Here is a 16,135-nt window from a genome sequence, read left to right on the forward strand (position 1 = left end):
TCGCATGTTCCTCATTGGCTACCGCTCCGACGCTGGGCAGCCTCGCGCAACTGGGCACGGAAGCCCGGTGCGGTCTGCGCGGGTTTTTCCGCCTTGCCCACCATGTCGGCGGGGAAGGGCGCCCACAGCGATGGGTCGGGCAGCAGGCCGTCGGCGGTCAGGCTGATGACGCCGTGGCGGCCATCGACCCAGCGCGTGTCCAGGTCGGCGGCGCGGCGGCTTTCAGCCACGGCGCGAGCAACGAACTGGCCTTTCACCTGGCCCAGTTGCGCGCCCAGCGACGGGCTTTCGATCTCCGGCGTGGCGAAGATGTCGATGTTGCTGCCGTCGGCACCCCAGGCCGACAGCGACAGCCGATCATCGATGCGCTCGACCACCGGCTGCACGAAGATCGCCGGATCGACGTCGGGTATCCGGTCGCGCGGGTAGCCGTCGTCGCCGAAGCGGTCGAGGTGCGGTCCTGGCGGAATGTACGGCGTGGCGATATTCAGGGTGATGGTCAGCTGCGCCTGGTCAGTCAGGCCGGTCAGGTCGCTGATGGTGTAGGTGAAGTAGTCCTTGAGGATCTGCCCCAGGCCTGCAGCGGCGAGGACTTCGCGATTGCTCAGGTCGATGGTGTAGGTGTAGCTGCCGTCGGCATTCAACACGAGCGTGCCGTAGCGGCCGGCAATCGGCTGGCCGATGACACCGGCCGTGCCGCTGGCGGTTTCCTCGCCGGTACGGATGCCGGTGACGGTCAGGTGGTCGCCGCCATCCACGTCGCTGTCGTTGGGCAGCACGTTGCCGGTGGCCTGCGGTGCCGGGGTTTCGTCGCTGGCAACATTGCTGTCGTCGCGCGCCACCGGATTGTCGTCGGCGCCCTGGACGGTCACCGTCAGGCGCGCGTCGGAGGTGGCGCCGGCGGTGTCGCGCATGCGGTAGGTGAAGACCTCGCGCAGGGTTTCGCCGGCGGTGCGCAGCGCTTGTACTGTCGGGTTGGCGTTGTCCACGACGTACTGATAGCTGCCGTCGGCGTTGATCGTCAGCTTGCCGTAGAGACCCTGGAGCACCTGGCCGGCGCTGACGGTGTTGCCATTCTCGCTGGTGTAGTGGACGACGGTCTTGGTCTCGCCGTACTGCACGCCATCGACATCGGTGTCGTTATCCAGCACGTTGCCGCGCGGGTCGATGCCGGGGGTGCCATTGTTCACGCCGCCAGCCTCGACGGCGGTGGCGGTATCGTCACTGGCGATGGGCGTGTCGTTGCGGCCGTCGATGGTGATGGTCAGCAGGCCGGGCGTGGCGCCGCCCCAGATGTCTGCGCCGAGGTAGGTGAACTTGTCCTGCAGGGTCTGGCCGCTGGCGCGCAGGGCTTCGACTTCCGGCAGGGTGTTGTCCAGGGCGTAGCTCCAGCTGCCGTCCTGGTTCAGCGTGAGCGTGCCGTACTGGCCACGCAACGATTGGCCGGGCGCGGTGACCGTGGTGGACGTCGGGCTGTCGCCGGCCCAGAACGAAACCACGTGCATTACGTCCTGCGGGATGGTGGTGATGGTGTCCGGGTCGGTGTCGTTGGCCAGCACGTTGCCCGAAGGATTACTGCCCGGCACGTTGTTGTGCAGGCCACCGTCCTCCACCGCGGTGCCGAAGTCCGGCGAGGTGATCGGCGGGTCGTTCTGGCCGCGGATCAGGATAACCAGTGTGGCCTGGTCGCTGAGGTTGCCGTCATCGGTGACCTGGTAGGTGAATTCCTCGATGGCGAATGCCAGCGGGCCGAGCGCCCGGATGGTCGCGTTGTTGCTGTCGACGAAGTACTGGTAGCTGCCGTCGGCGTTGATCACCAGGGTGCCGAAAGCGCCCAGGATGGTCTGCGGGCTGCCCGGCACCACTGCGACGGTATTCACCTGCGCGCCCTCGGGGCCCTTGGCGATGGTGGTGACGCGCATGTGGTCACCGGCATCGACATCGGTGTCCTTGCCGATACCGTCGAAGATCCCGGTCAGGCCGGTGATCACGTTGCCGGTGGGGTTGCGCCCGCCGCTGCCGTCGAGGTTGGCTACGGCGTAGTTGATGTCGTCGTTGGCTACCGGGGCGTCGTAGCTGCCCTGGATGGTGATGGTGATCCGTGCCAGCGAGCTGGCCCCGGCGGTGTCGTGCATGCGGTAGGTGAACGTCTCGACCAGTGTGTCGCCGGTCTTCAGTGCCTGCACGGCGGCCAGGTCGTTGTTGACGACGTAGACGAAGTTGCCATTGGCATCGATGCTCAGGATGCCATAGCTGCCGGCCGCCGCGGCTGTTCCCGTCGACACCTGGATGAAGCTGCCACCGGCACCGAGCACGCCGAAGCCGATGCCATCGACGGTCTTGCTGTCGCCGCCGTCGACGTCGGTGTCGGCGCCGGCCCCGGTTCCGGGTACGCCTGTGAGGGCGTTGCCGCTGGCGTTCTGCCCGCCGCTGCTGTTGTTGGTGCCGCCGGCCTCGATGGCGGTGGCGGTGTCGTCGACTGCGATGGGTGTGTCGTTGCGACCGTGGATGACCACGGTGAAGGTCGAGGTGACGGTCTTGCCGTTGCCATCGCTGACGCTGTACTGGAACACCTCCGTCAAGCGGTCGTTGTCGGTGCGCAGGGCCTGCACCGCCGCATTGGCGTTATCGACCACGTAGCGGTAGTTGCCCTGGGCATCGAGCACCAGGTTGCCGTAGCGGCCGGCCAGGCTCTGGCCCACGGTGCCGTTGTTGCCGGTGGGGCTGATGACGCCGGTGATGGTCAGGGTGTCACCGTCCGGATCGGTGTAGGACGAGCGGATGCTGCCGCTCGGGTCCACGCCCGGAATGTTGTTGTTCAGGCCACCGGCCTCGATGGCGTCGACGGTGACCGGGTTGACCACCGGTGGATCGTTCACACCGGTCACGGTAATCACCAGCTGCGCCTGGTCGGTCAGGCCGCCAAAGTCGTGGATGCGGTAGGTGAAGATCACATCCAGGCTCTGGTTGGCAGTCAGTGCGCGGATGGTCGGGTCCGAGCTGTTGACGATGAAGGTGTAGGTGCCATCGTCGCTGAGGGTGAGTTGACCGAAGTTGCCGTTGAGAACGTTGCCGTTGGCGAGCCTGGCGACACTGCCGACGATGCTGGCCGGGGCACCGCTGGCGACGGCGGTCAGTGTACCGCCGGCGGTCTCCAGGCCCGGACGCACGCCATCGACCTTGAGCGGATTGAGGTTGGGTTGGTCGAGACGATCGACGTCGGTGTCAGCGCCGGTGCCGGGGGCACCGGTGATCACATTACCGCTGGTATTGATCGGCGCCGGGCTGTTATCGCTGGAGCCTGCCGTGGCGGTGTTGTGGTCGTCCACGGCCACGGGGGCATCGTTGGCGCCCTGGATGGTGATGGTCAGGGTGGTGACGGAGCTGAGCCCGCCGGCGTCGGTCATCTGGTAGGTGAAGTCTTCCACCAGGGTATCGCCAGGGGAGAGCCGCTGTACGGCTGTCAGCGTGTTGTCGATGACGTAGCGGTAAGAACCGTCGGCATTGATCGTCAGGGTGCCGAATGCACCCTGGACGGACGTCGCTGCGCCAGTACTTACCGGGAATACGCGGCCGCCGCCGGGGCCGTCGTAGCGGATGAGGGTGACGGACTTGGTCTCGCCCAGGGCTACCGAGTCGACATCGGTGTCGGCGCCAGCGCCGGTGATGGGATCGCCGGTGAGCACGTTGCCGGTGGCATCCTGGCCCGGCGTGCCGTTGTTGGTGCCGCCGGCCTCGATGGCGGTGCCGACATCGCCGTTGGCGATGGGGGTGTCGTTGGCACCGTGGATATCGATGGTCAGCGAGGTCGAACTGCTGAGGCCGCCGCTGTCGGTGATGAAGTAGCCGAAGGATTCGCGCAGCACGTTACCGGGGGTGCGCAGGGCCTGGACCTCGGCATTGTTGTTGTCGACCACGTACTGGTAGCCGCCGGTGGCGGTGATGGTCAGCGTGCCGTAACGACCGACGAGGCTGACTGGGCCGGCGGCCGGAACCGTGACGAAGCCGCCGATGGAATTCTCCACCCGCGTGACCTTGAGCACATCGCCGTTGGTGGCGATATCCACGTCGGTATCGTTGTCCAGCACGTTGCCGGTCGGATTGACGCCCGGGTCGGCATTGTTCAGGCCGCCGGCCTCGATGGCGATACTGATGTCCGGGTGGGCGATGGGGGCATCGTTGACCGGGTCGATGATGATGGTCATCACGTCGGTGTCGGTCAGCGCGTCATCGGGGTTCTCGCCCGGGATGCCGTCGCCGTCCTTGTCGCCGAAGTTGCCCTGGTCGTTGGTGACCATGGTCAGGGTCTCGCTGTTGCGCGAGGTGTTGAAGTCCTGGTCGCCCTTGTAATAGATCTGGCTGAGCAGCACGTTGATCTGCTGCAGCGTACCGGTCAGCACCAGCGTGCGGCCTGCGCCGGCCGGTGGCGCGTCAGTGGCGCCCGGTGCAGTGGCGCTCTGCCAGATCGTGCCATGCACCACCGTCAGGGTGACGGTCATCACGCCGTTTGCGTTGCCAGCGTTGACGTCGACGTCGCTGGTGGCCAGGCCGACGATATGCAGCACGGTGTCCTCGACGCCGTGCTGGTTGGCCACGGTGTTGATCGGGGCTTCGTTGAGGTGCACGTAACCGGCATCCGCAGTGCCGATGGTGCCTTCGCCCAGGGCGATGTTGATGCTGCCCAGGCCGGTGGTGGCGGTACCGGTGTCGGTGTCGATGCGCACCTGGAAGCGATTGTCGGTCGCCTGCTGGAAGTTCGGTGCCACGGCAACGAGGTAGTTGCCCGATGGCAGCAGGGCGAACTGGTAGGTCCCGTCGCTGGCGGTCACGGTGCTGAAGGTGCGGTCGTCGGCGTTGCCGAAGATGCCATCGTCGCCGGCCCAGGTGAGATTGACGGCGATGCCGCCCAGGCCCGGCCCGTCAGGTGTCACGCTGTTGGTGGCGGACTTGGTGTCGTCCCACAGGGTACCCCGGACCACGCCCATGCCGGCGCCGTCGGCGAGGATGTAGTTGTTCAACCCACTCGCACCGTCCGCGCCGGTCCGCTCACCGTCAGCGCCGCCAGCGGTCAGCGGCAACGAGCCGCCCCAACCGGCATTCTCGAAGCTGGTGGGCAGGCTGGTCCAGGTCAGCACCGCGGAGCTGTTGGCGTCGTCGGGGATCACGGTATTGGGCAAGGTGACGCTGTAGATCACCTGGACCTTGTCGTTGACGTTCAACTGGTCGAAGTTGAGCACCACCTGGCCGCCTACCACGCTGGCGGTGACGCCCGCCGGCAGGTTGCCGGTGGTGTAGCTGGTGCCGTTGATGACAATGCTCTGGATGGCGTAGTCGCTGCCGGAGGGGAACTGGTCACGCAGCACGACGTTGTAGGCCGGTACTTCGCCGTTCTGGGTAAAGCTGACGGAGACGGTGGCCTTGGTCGTGCCCGCCACACTGCCGGCGGCGATGTCGATGACCGACTTGTCCATGCCGGTGAAGCTGGGCTCAACCACGTGCTCGAAGATCGTGGCGCTGTGGCCGCGGTCGACCCCGGCACCGGCGCCGACGTGTTCGAACACATTCATGCTCAGCTGCGCGCCGCTCTGGTTGCTGGCGATGTTGGCTACGCGCACGTTGAATTCGAGGATTACCCCTTCGATATCGCCGTCGTTGATCTCGCTGTTGGAAAGGTTGCCGAGGTTGAAGGTAATGGTTCGGCCATCAGGGGAGATCTGCAGGCGCCCGCTGTTGATGTTGAAGATGCCGGTGGGTTTGTCGCCGGAGAGGTCCGGATGGATCGGTAGCGAGACGTCGCTGTTCTGGTTGCCGAACATGATGAGCGATCCGCCGCTGATCAGGTCGGTGGCATCCGTAGTGAGTCCGCCGGTGCTGGAACCCAACGCGATGAGAATGTTGTTGAGGTTGGCGGGGATGAACTCCAGCCCGGGAGCCAGTTCGATGCGGATCTGGTAGTTGGTGTTTTCACCGGTGGGTACCACGACCGCTACGCGGTAGCGGATGATCTCGCCGACCACCACGGTTTCTTCCAGGCCGGCGGTGTCGGTGGCGCCCGAGGAGTTTTTCGCCGGCGGCGTGGCGTCGAGGCCGCCAACGCGGGAGACCTGGATGCCGTTGGTGACGGGAATGAACAGCGTGTTGATCTGCCGGTAGTCGTTGAGCACTCCGGAATTGAGCAGGCCGTCGTCGCCGCCGCGCTCGCCGGCGCCGGTGTCGGTGGTATTGCTCAGGCCGTCCAGGCTGGTCCAGCGCACCACGACGTTGTTCGAAATGACCGCCTGGCCGGCCGCCGTGGAATTCACTACGCCGGACAGGGTAATGACGATGCTGCCGCCATTGGCGATATCGATGTTGGCGCCGTTGGCGGTGACCAGTTGGCCGTTCTGGATGATGAAGTCCACGCCGCCGTTGGCGGTGGCACCGCCGTTGTAGACTTTGCCGGTGATGATGATGTTGTCCATCTGCGTGGGCAGGACGTTCAGCAGGCTGAGGTCGAAGGCATTGGTGCCGGAGTTGTTGCTGATGGTGATGGTGTAGTTGACCGTGTCGCCTTCGTCGAAACCGCCGTAGGTCGGGGTGGAGGTGACCTGCTGGCTCACCGTCAGGGTCGGCTCGACGATGGTCACGCTGGGCTGCTGGGCACTGTTCAGCGTGCGGTCGACGGCGGTTGCACCGTTGGGCGTGTCGCCGTCGGGGTCGCTGTAGACCAGTTGTGCGCCGTTGTTCAGCACTACGCCCTGCTGGTTGCCGATCACATTGTTCGCCACCAGCACCAGGCGGATGACGAAGGCGTTGTTGCCGGTGTTGTTGTCGGCATTGGCGGTCGCGGAACTGAACACCAGGTGCATGTCGCCGCCATCACCGGCGTCGACCGAGAAGCTGGAGACGTTCAGGTTGCCGCCGAAGTCCTGACCCAGCGCGCCGCTGCCGGCTGTGGTGACGATGATCTGGTAGCCGAGGCCACCGTTGAAGCTGGTGTCCAGGCGCATGCCCGGTGGGATCAGGTCGTTGATACGAAGATTGGCGGTGCTGCCCTCGGGCAGGGTGACGACGATGTCATAGGTCATGCTCTCGCCGATCACCAGGTTGCTGCCGGTGGTGTGGCTGGCGCTGGAGTCGTCGGCGCTGAGGCTGCCGTCCTTGTAGCCCTTGACGATGGTCGGGGCGGCAACCTGCTGGTTGGCGACTTCCGTCAGATCGGTCGGGGTGAAGTCCTGGCCGCCGTTGACGCTGGCGTAGTTGGTCAGCGAGGCGCTGGATTGCAGCGTGCGCGAGGCGAGGATGGCATTGTCGACGGTGACATCGTAGGTGATCACCACCACGTTGCGGCCGGCAGCGTCGTTGCCGTCGGCGGCGCCGGCGCGGCCGGCGAGGAAGGTCGCCTGGCCGTTGGCGTCGAGGAAGGTGATGGTGTTGCCGTTGACGCTATAGTCCACCCCGGCGATCAGTTGGGTTCCATCGCCCCGGTATATCTGCAGGTTGGCAGCGCTCAGGCTGCCACCGACGAAAGTGACGCCGGCTGGCAACGTGACGCTGGTGGTGACGTCGTAGGCGCCTCCGCCACCGGTGTTCTCTATCGCCGTGGCCAGGCGCAGCCTATCGCCGCCGTCGATACCGCTGACGTTGCCGTCCACCGCCGCCAGATCGGTAATGCTGCCGGTGAAGGGCTGGACGCCAGTCTGGTTTGTCGGGACCCAGTTTCCGGTCGTTCCCGTTACCGTTCCGTTGCTGCTGGAAACCACGCCGTGCTTGATGTCCAGCACGGGTTCGGCGATCGACTCGATGACCGCCACGTCCGAAGAGGTCAGCACGGTCTTGTCGATGGTGGTGGTCTGGCTGGACTGGGCCAGTACGTCCAGTTCGCGCTGGTCGGCGAAGGGCTGGTCGCCCACGCGCATGGTGAACTGCACCTGCACCCGGCCGCCGTTGAGACCGCCGGAGGCGAAGTTGCCGAAGTTGAAGATGATCGAGTTGCCCGGACCGGTGGTGACGCTGTCGGGAACATCGGCGATGGTGTTGCCGTTGGTGATCAGCCACTGCCCGACGCCGCTGCCCTGCGTCCAGTTGATGCCGGTGGCATCCAGCAGCGGCAGCGGCAGGTAGGCGGTGAGGGTGAAGTTCTCGTAGTCGGCCACCAGCAGGTCGTAGGTGATGGTGAAGGTCACCACGTCGCCGGGACGCAGCTCGCCGTTGGCCGGCGGTGCACCGCCATTGACCGTGGTCAGGTCGATATCCACCGTCGAGGTCTGGATGGTGCTGCTGGTGCTGGAGCCATCGGTCTGGATGCCGCCGATGTTCACCGAGTCACGCAGCACGGAGGCATCGACTGTGGCGTTGTTGCCAACGCTGTCGCCTTCGTTGAGCTGGTCGTGGGGCGGGTGGTCGGAGGTGTACGTGGTGTCGACGACCGCGTCATAGACGATGGTCAGGCGGGTAGCGCCTTCGAGTGGGTCGTCGTCCCACAGGTCGCCGTACAGCGCATAGATCCCCGGCCCCTGCACAGCGGCGGCGATGGATTGGGCGATGTCGAAGACCAGCGTGGTGCTGCCATCGGCGTTGACCGTGGCGGTGTAGATCAGCGGGATCACCTGGCTGCCGCCATGCATCTGGATGACGATGGTCGGCGGGTTGGTGGTGCTGAAGGTCTGGCCGTCGCTGAGATGGTCGGTGATGGTGAACTGGCCCTGGCCGAGGATGTTCTTGCCGAAGGCGAAGAAGTCGGAGATGGCCACTTCCATGTTGTAGCGCAGGGTATCGCCCGGGGTCAGGCCGGCCTGGCCGACGTCGTTCTGCAGGTTGACTTCCTTGAGCAGGGTGATGGATTTGGCGACGAAGGTGACGCCTGCGCCATTTCCGGTCTCGGTGAAGGGATAACCGTTCGGATCGGTGGGGCGGTCGCGCGGGTCCAGCGGATTCCAGTTGCCGTTGACGGTGGCGGTACCGAAGTTGATGGTTACCGGATTGCCGGTGGCCGGGTCGATGACCGGGCGGCCGTTGGCGTCGATCTCCGGTACGTAGAAGCTCACCTGGGTGGTGCTGGCGCTGGCCAGGGTGTCGTAGTGGATGGTGTAGCTGGCGACGAAGGCATTGGGGTTGGCCAGCGCGGCGGCGATCAGCGCGGGGTTAGTCAGGACAGTGCCGTCGTGCAGCGTGATCGATTCCAGGGTGCCACCGGCGCCGGGGGTGATCTGGCTGACATGCACCTGGTCGGGCACGGTCTGGGTGACGCTGACGTTGGTCAGGGTCTGGCCGGTGGCCGGGGTGACGGTCACCGTCTGGGTACGGGTGAAGTTAGGCCCGGTGACGGTCTCGCCCTCGGGCATGTTGACCGTCTGGGTGATCGATAGCAGCGTCGGTGTCACCACGAAGCTGTGCAGCGCGGACTCCACCAGGGAGGGGTCCTGGGTCGGGTTGTTCAGCGAATCGTTGCCGTATTCGAAGCCGCCGCGGGCATTGATCGTGAGGTTCGGCGCGCCATCGGAGTAGCTGGTGTCGGCCAGGTTGCTCAATTGTGCGGTGACCAGGATGTCGATTGCCGGCTGGCCGTTGGTGACGCTGCCGTAGGGCAGTTGCAGCACGATCATCTGGTCGCCGGGCTTCATGCCGACGCTGGCGGCGTTGATCACCAGGGCGTTGCCGTTGGCGTCCTTGGCGAACGGATGGGTGACGTTGCCGTCGGCGCCGAAGGTCAGCACGGTGGATTTCACCGCCTGGCCAAGGTAGGTGGCCGAGATGAAGCTGGCGCCGTCGTTGCCGTCACGGCCGGTGGCCGGCATGAACAGATCGATGTAGGGGGCGTAGCCCACTTGCGTGGACGGGTTGCTGAAGATGACGTCGAAGGTGAACTGGTCGCCCAGGCGCACTGCGGAACCGCCGCTACCCATGGCCACGGTGGGGCTGGCATTGGCCAGCAGGCCCTGGAAGTCCACCAGCGTGCTGGCACTGAGGGCGATGGTCTTGTCGACGTCGCCGGCGCGCACTTCGAGGTTCCAGTCGCCACCGGCGCTGGTGGAACCCGTGGCATTGCTGGAGGCACCGACATCGGCGCCGGTCCAGCGCGCCAGTTCATTGACCAGCGCCTGCCCGGCACTCCCCGCGCCGACGTCGCAGCCGTAGAGCTGGATGTCCGCGCCGGCGTTCAGTTCGCCGCGCCAGGCGCTGAGGCGATCGCCGAGTTGATCGACGCTCTGGCTGGTGAACGTCTGGTTGCCCAGGGTGAACTGGCCGGTGGCGCCGTGGGAGAAGATCTGGATCGAGTCGACCTTGCCCAGTTGCGCCAGGGCGCTGCTGATCGCCGCGATGGCGTCCTGGCCGGCATCCACCACCAGGGCGGTGGTGCCCACCGGCAGGTTGGCGGCCAACTGGTCGCGGTTCTCCAGGCGAGCATCGATGACCACCAGGTTGCGTGGCGCGGCCTGTGCGGGCGCCGCCGCCTGGGCCCGAGCCTCGACCGCGGTGGCCGGCTTGGCCGTGTCCTTGGCCTCGGCTCCTGCACTGGAGTCGTGGTGCTGCTGGTCGACGGCGGCCGCAGCGGCGCCATCGAAAAGAATGCGTTGCTCCAGCGCGAGCGCGTGGGCGGCGGGCTGGAAAAGCTTCGAACGATACTTGGCCTGCATTTCCCTAATTCCGGCTGATCAATATCGAGAGAAAAAGCAGTCCTACGCATATCTGCTTACGCAATTGACGCTAGTACCATTCCGAATTATCGCAAGCAGAACAGCGACATAAGCGACAAGTAAGTAACAGGAATCTTACAGTCGGGTCGCCAGTTCCTACGCTGGACGCGGCTTCCAGACGAATGGCTCCTACATAGCGGCATTTCGCCGCCCGTCAGACGCCTATTCCGACTTTGGCTACGCTTGAGCGAGCGGTCCATGAGAGACCGGAGCAGGGCGCCGGAGCGCCGGGGGTTGGGGATGGGGAAAATGCTGGGCAGGTGTCTGCTGCTGATAGGGCTGGCAGGGCTGTGGGCGCACGCCGGGATCGCCGCCGAAATGCCGGCTACGGCGGTCCGCGCTGCCGACGATGCCGCCGCGGAGCTGAAAGTCGAAAATCGTAACATCCTGGTGTTCCGCGCCACGCTGCTCGGCGAGTCACCGCAGGTGCGCGCGCACCGCGCCAAGGCGACCATCGAGGAAGCCCTGCAGGGGGGCGATGAGCTGAAGGTGAATCTCGACCCGATCCAGGACAGCTACATGGTCCTGCTCGGCTATAGCCGCGCCTTCATCATTTCGCCCGAGGATGTCGACCCGCCGGGCAGTTCGGTGCGTGGCGCCGCCGAGGCGGCCGCCGCCAACCTGCGCCTTGCGGTGGCCGAGAATCGCGAAGCGGGCAGCGTGCGCTATCTGCTCAGCGCGCTGGGGCTGGCGGCAGTGGCCACCTTGGCCTACCTGTTGCTGCTGCGCGGCGTCGGTTATGTGCGGGGCAAACTGCTGAATCGACTGCCCGACGTGATGAGCCGGCACAGCGGCCGTCTCAAGGTCGGCCAGACGCCCCTGCTGGGCAGCCGCTACCTCTATTACCTGGTGGGCCGGTTGATCTGGCTGGTCTACTGGCTGCTGGTGTTCCTCTTCAGCTACCAGTGGCTGAGCTTCGTGCTGTCGCGCTTCCCCTATACCCGGCCCTGGGGCGAGAGCCTCAATGTGCATCTGATCAACCTCGCGCGGTACCTGATCAATGGCATGCTCGATGCGCTGCCGGGGCTGGCAGTCGCCTTGTGCATCCTGATCATCGCCCGCGCCATCAGCGGTTTCTCCCGCCATGTGCTGCAACGCATGGCACGGCCGGGCAACCTGCGCTGGCTGACCGAGGAAACCCTGCAGCCGACCACGCGCCTGACCTCCCTGGCGATCTGGCTGTTCGCCATTGTCATGGCTTATCCGTACCTGCCCGGTTCCGGCACCGAAGCCTTCAAGGGTCTGTCGGTGCTGGTCGGCCTGATGATTTCCCTCGGCGCTTCCAGCGTGATCGGCCAGGCTGCCTCGGGGCTGATCCTCACCTACTCGCGCACGCTACGGGTGGGCGAGTTCGTCCGCATTGGCGACAACGAGGGCACGGTGACCGAGGTCGGAGTGTTCAACACCACCATCCGCACCGGCCTGGGCGAGGTGCTGACGTTGCCCAATTCGATGATCACCGGTTCCGTGACGCGCAACTATTCACGCATCGTCCAGGGCCAGGGCTACGTGGTGGATACCGTGGTTACCATTGGCTACGACACCCCGTGGCGGCAGGTGGAGGCCATGCTCATCGAAGCGGCGCGGCGCACCGACGGGATCCTGCAAACCCCGGCGCCGCAGGTGTTCCAGACCGCGCTGTCGGACTTCTACCCCGAATACCGCCTGGTCGCCCAGGCCATCCCCAGCGAGCCGCGCCCGCGCGCACTGCTGCTGAGCGTACTGCACGCGAATATCCAGGACGTGTTCAACGAGTACGGCGTGCAGATCATGTCGCCGCACTACCTGGGCGATCCGCAGGAAGCGAAATGGGTCCCCAGGGAGCAATGGCACGCGGCGCCGGCCAAGCCTGAAACGCCTTCCGACCGTTGAGGCCTGCGCCTTGCGGGCCTTCATCTATCCTGTTCCGTCCACGGGCCCAGGTTGCGATGCCGCGCCCGCCTCATTCTTCCGCCCCGGAGATATCCCATGAACCTGCATTTGTCCGACAAGCTCGCCCTGGTCAGCGGTTCGACCAAGGGCATCGGTTTCGCCATTGCCCAGGGCCTGGCCCGCGAAGGGGCGAGGGTGATCCTCAATGGCCGCAGCCAGGCTTCCGTGGACGAGGCGCTGGGGCGCATCCGCGCCGCCCAGGCGGACGCCAAGGTGGAAGGCTTCGCCGGCGATCTTTCCGACCCGCAGCAGGTTGCCGCGCTGGTGCAGCGCTATCCGGCGGTGGACGTGCTGGTGAACAACCTCGGCATCTTCGACCCCAAGCCCTTCGAGGACATCCCGGACGAGGACTGGGTGCGTTTCCTCGACGTCAACCTGCTCTCCGGCGTCCGCTTGTCCCGCGCCTACCTGCCGGGCATGAAGCAGAAGAACTGGGGCCGGGTGGTGTTCATCAGCAGCGAAAGCGGCATGGTGATCCCTGTGGAAATGATCCACTACGGCGTCACCAAGACCGCCCAGCTCAGCCTGTCCCGCGGACTGGCGGAGACCTGCGCCGGCACCGGCGTGACGGTGAACGCGGTGCTGCCGGGGCCGACCGCCTCCGAGGGCGTCAACGAGTTCGTCGAGAAACTCTCCGGCGGCCAGCCGTTCGCGGAGTTCGAGGCCGAGTTCTTCCGCAGTGCGCGGCCCAGCTCCCTGCTGCAGCGCTTCGCGCGCCCGGAAGAGGTGGCCAACCTGGTGGTCTACGTCTGCTCCGAGGCATCGTCGGCCACCAATGGCGCGGCATTGCGGGTGGACGGCGGCGTGGTGCGCTCGCCGTTCTGAGTCACTCGGCGCTGCGGCTTTCGAACTCCAGCCCCAGCGCCAATTCACCACTGCCGAGCTGGCCGAGCCACTGTTGTGCTTTCGGGCCGGACAGGTGTGCCTCCAGCTCGGCCTGGCTGGCCCAGCAGGTCGATACCTGCCAGCGGTCGGCGGCCAGCGCCTGCAGTTCACCGGACTGGCAGCCCGGTTGGCGGCGCACCTGTTCGAGCAGCTCGCCCAGGTAGGAGCCCAGCGCGCTGGCCTGGCCGGGAAATGCCTGGACGCGGACGATGGCAATGGCGGACGGGGACATGGCGGGGCTCCTTCTGCAATGGATGGCCATTGGGCGCTGGCGCCGGCATCCGGTAAAGGCCGGAACCGGCTTTCAAAACCGATGCTGGAAGGTTACGGCCGCGCTGTCTGCGCATGAACTGCCAATTCCCGGGAAAACCGTTGGGCCAATACGCCCCGCGTGACGGACCTGTAGGAGCGAGCTTGCTCGCGAACAAGCTCCGTGCCATGCGGTTCGCGAGCAAGCTCGCTCCTACAAAGGCCCAGCATGTGAGGGGGCTGTGCGTAGGAGCGGACAGAGTCCGCTCCTACGCTCGCTGGGCATGATGGTATGGCTCAGGCCAACTGCTGCAACAGGTCGCGCACCTTGTCCAGCGCCGGGTCGATATCCAGCGTGTCGATGGCGCCGAAGCCCAGCAGCAGGCCGTCGCGCACCGGCACCTGGTGGTGGAAGGGCGCCAGGCCGTAGAGGCCGACTTCGACCTTGCGCGCCAGTTCGGTGAGCAGCGCCACGTTGGTTGGCTGGCGCAGCAGCGCGGTGAGGTGGAAGCCGGCCACCGAGGGCACCACCTCCAGCCAGGGCGCCAGGTCGCCGGTCAGCCGCGCGAGGATCCGTTCGCGGCGCCCGGCGTAGATGCCGTGGCAACGGCGGATGTGCTTGAGCAGGTAGCCTTCGGCGATGAACTTGGAAAGCGCCCATTGCGGCAGGGTCGAGCTGTGCCAGTCGCTGATCTGCCGGGCGCGCACCAGCGCCGGGAACAGGCTGGGCGGCGGGATCAGGTAACCCAGGCGCAGCTCCGGCAGCAGCACCTTGGAGAACGTTCCGATGTAGGCCACCACGCCGTGACGGTCGAGGCTCTGCAGCGCATCGGTGGGCCGGCCTTCGTAGCGGAACTCGCTGTCGTAGTCGTCCTCGATCACCAGCGCGCCCAGCTCCAGCGCCCGCGCCAGCAGCGCCTCGCGGCGCGCCGGGCTCATCGGCATGCCCAGCGGGAACTGGTGCGACGGGGTGGTGTAGATCATCCGCGTGCCTTCAGGAATCAGGTCGACGCAGATGCCCTCGGCGTCCACCGGCACGCTGGCCACGTCGGCCCCCAGGGTCTGGAAGATCAGCCGCGCCGGGGTATAGCCGGGGTCTTCCATCGCGACTTTGTCACCCGGCCGCAGCATGATGCGGGCAAGCAGGTCCAGCGCCTGCTGCGCGCCATTGCAGACCATCACATCGTCCAGCTGGCAGTTCACCCCGCGTGCATAGGAGATGTGCCGGGCAATGCCATCGCGCAACGGCGCGATGCCTTCGGGGGCGCTGTAGTGCCCGCGCATGCCGGCCATCTGGCGCAGCGCATGGTTCACGCAGCGCCGCCATTCTTCCTGGGGGAACTGCAACTGGGTGGTGGCGCCGCCGATGAAGTCGGCCTTCGCCGTGCCGGTGGCGCCGGGGTGGCGCAGGCGGGTGTCGAGGTTGCACCAGCGCTCGATGTTTTCCTGGCTGGCGAAGCGCACGCCATCCTGGCGCCGGTCATGCCGCGGCAGGTGCGTGTTGACGAAGGTGCCGCTGCCGATCTTGCCCACCAGCACGCCTTCATAGGTGAGCTGGGCGTAGGTGTCGGAGATGGTCTTGCGCGAGATACCCAACTGCTCGGCAAGCAGGCGGCTGGGCGGCAGGCGGGTGCCGGCGGCGAGGCGGCCGGAGTCGATGGCTTCGCGCAGCTGGCGATAGAGTTGCCCGGCGAGATCTTTCTGGCCGTGGATGATCAGGTGCAGCTCCAAGGGCGAACTCCGGGGCAGGGCGGTCGCGCAAGCGTAGCGCCGGCATTGGCCGTGGTGAAGTTGCGCGGTGCAATTTCCGCGGATTGGCCACCTCTCGGGGCGAGGCGCCGGCGCACAATGGCCGGGTCATCGTCTGGAGTTCCCGTCATGGAGCCGCGTCTGGATTACTACACTGCCTCGCCGGAAGCGCTGAAGGCAGTGCTGGCGCTGGAAGCCGCCATCTTCGAGCTGTCGGTGGAGAAGCCACTGCTGGAACTGGTGCGCCTGCGCGTGTCGCAGGTGAACAACTGCGCCTTCTGTGCCGACATGCACGCCATGGAGGCGCGCCGCAATGGCGAGACCGAGCGCCGCCTGTTCGCCGTCAGCGTGTGGCGTGAATCGCCGTTCTTCACCGAGCGTGAGCGCGCCGCGCTGGCCTGGAGCGAGTCGGTGACGCTGCTGTCCGAGTCGAAAGTGCCGCTGGAGGTTTTCCAGCTCGCCCGCGAGCAGTTCAGCGAACGCGAACTGGTTGACCTCACCGTGGCCATCGGCGCCATCAACGTGTGGAATCGTCTGGGCGTGTCCTTCCGCCAGCAGCCGCCGGCCTGAACAGGCGCGACGTCGGCTGCTCTATGTAGGAGCGAGCGTGCTCGCGAAAGGAGTTCCCGGCAGCGGCAGTGTTG

At 66.1% G+C, this 16,135-nt stretch carries 6 protein-coding genes; 3 read left to right on the forward strand and 3 right to left on the reverse strand.

Annotated features, from left to right (window positions below; genetic code table 11):
- Window positions 1–11: 11 nt before the first annotated feature.
- Window positions 12–10,616: a VCBS domain-containing protein gene (locus A6723_RS24545; RefSeq protein ID WP_064979874.1), complete on the reverse strand. Its 10,605-nt coding sequence runs from the start codon at window positions 10,614–10,616 to the stop codon at window positions 12–14.
- A gap of 378 nt (window positions 10,617–10,994) precedes the next feature.
- Here A6723_RS24545 and A6723_RS24550 point away from each other — a divergent pair, with 378 nt between their 5' ends.
- Window positions 10,995–12,548: a mechanosensitive ion channel family protein gene (locus tag A6723_RS24550; RefSeq protein ID WP_054907153.1), complete on the forward strand. Its 1,554-nt coding sequence runs from the start codon at window positions 10,995–10,997 to the stop codon at window positions 12,546–12,548.
- A gap of 96 nt (window positions 12,549–12,644) precedes the next feature.
- On the forward strand, window positions 12,645–13,433 hold the full coding sequence (locus A6723_RS24555; protein ID WP_054907086.1) for an SDR family NAD(P)-dependent oxidoreductase: 789 nt from the start codon (window positions 12,645–12,647) through the stop codon (window positions 13,431–13,433).
- A 1-nt stretch (window position 13,434) separates the two neighbouring features.
- Here the strand turns inward: A6723_RS24555 and A6723_RS24560 are convergent, their stop codons facing one another.
- Both A6723_RS24560 and A6723_RS24565 read right to left on the reverse strand, forming a co-directional pair.
- Complete coding sequence (locus A6723_RS24560; protein WP_054907085.1) at window positions 13,435–13,725, reverse strand: putative quinol monooxygenase; 291 nt, start codon at window positions 13,723–13,725, stop codon at window positions 13,435–13,437.
- 314 nt (window positions 13,726–14,039) lie between these two features.
- Window positions 14,040–15,473 carry a PLP-dependent aminotransferase family protein gene (locus A6723_RS24565; protein WP_054907084.1) on the reverse strand — a complete coding sequence of 478 codons (1,434 nt, stop codon included), beginning with the start codon at window positions 15,471–15,473 and terminating at the stop codon, window positions 14,040–14,042.
- 147 nt (window positions 15,474–15,620) lie between these two features.
- Here A6723_RS24565 and A6723_RS24570 point away from each other — a divergent pair, with 147 nt between their 5' ends.
- Entirely contained in the window at window positions 15,621–16,061 is a 441-nt protein-coding gene (locus A6723_RS24570) for a carboxymuconolactone decarboxylase family protein (protein WP_054907083.1), read from the forward strand.
- Window positions 16,062–16,135 lie beyond the last annotated feature (74 nt).

The organism is Pseudomonas sp. AU11447, from assembly GCF_001672555.2.
In the GTDB taxonomy this organism is placed as follows: domain Bacteria; phylum Pseudomonadota; class Gammaproteobacteria; order Pseudomonadales; family Pseudomonadaceae; genus Pseudomonas; species Pseudomonas nitroreducens.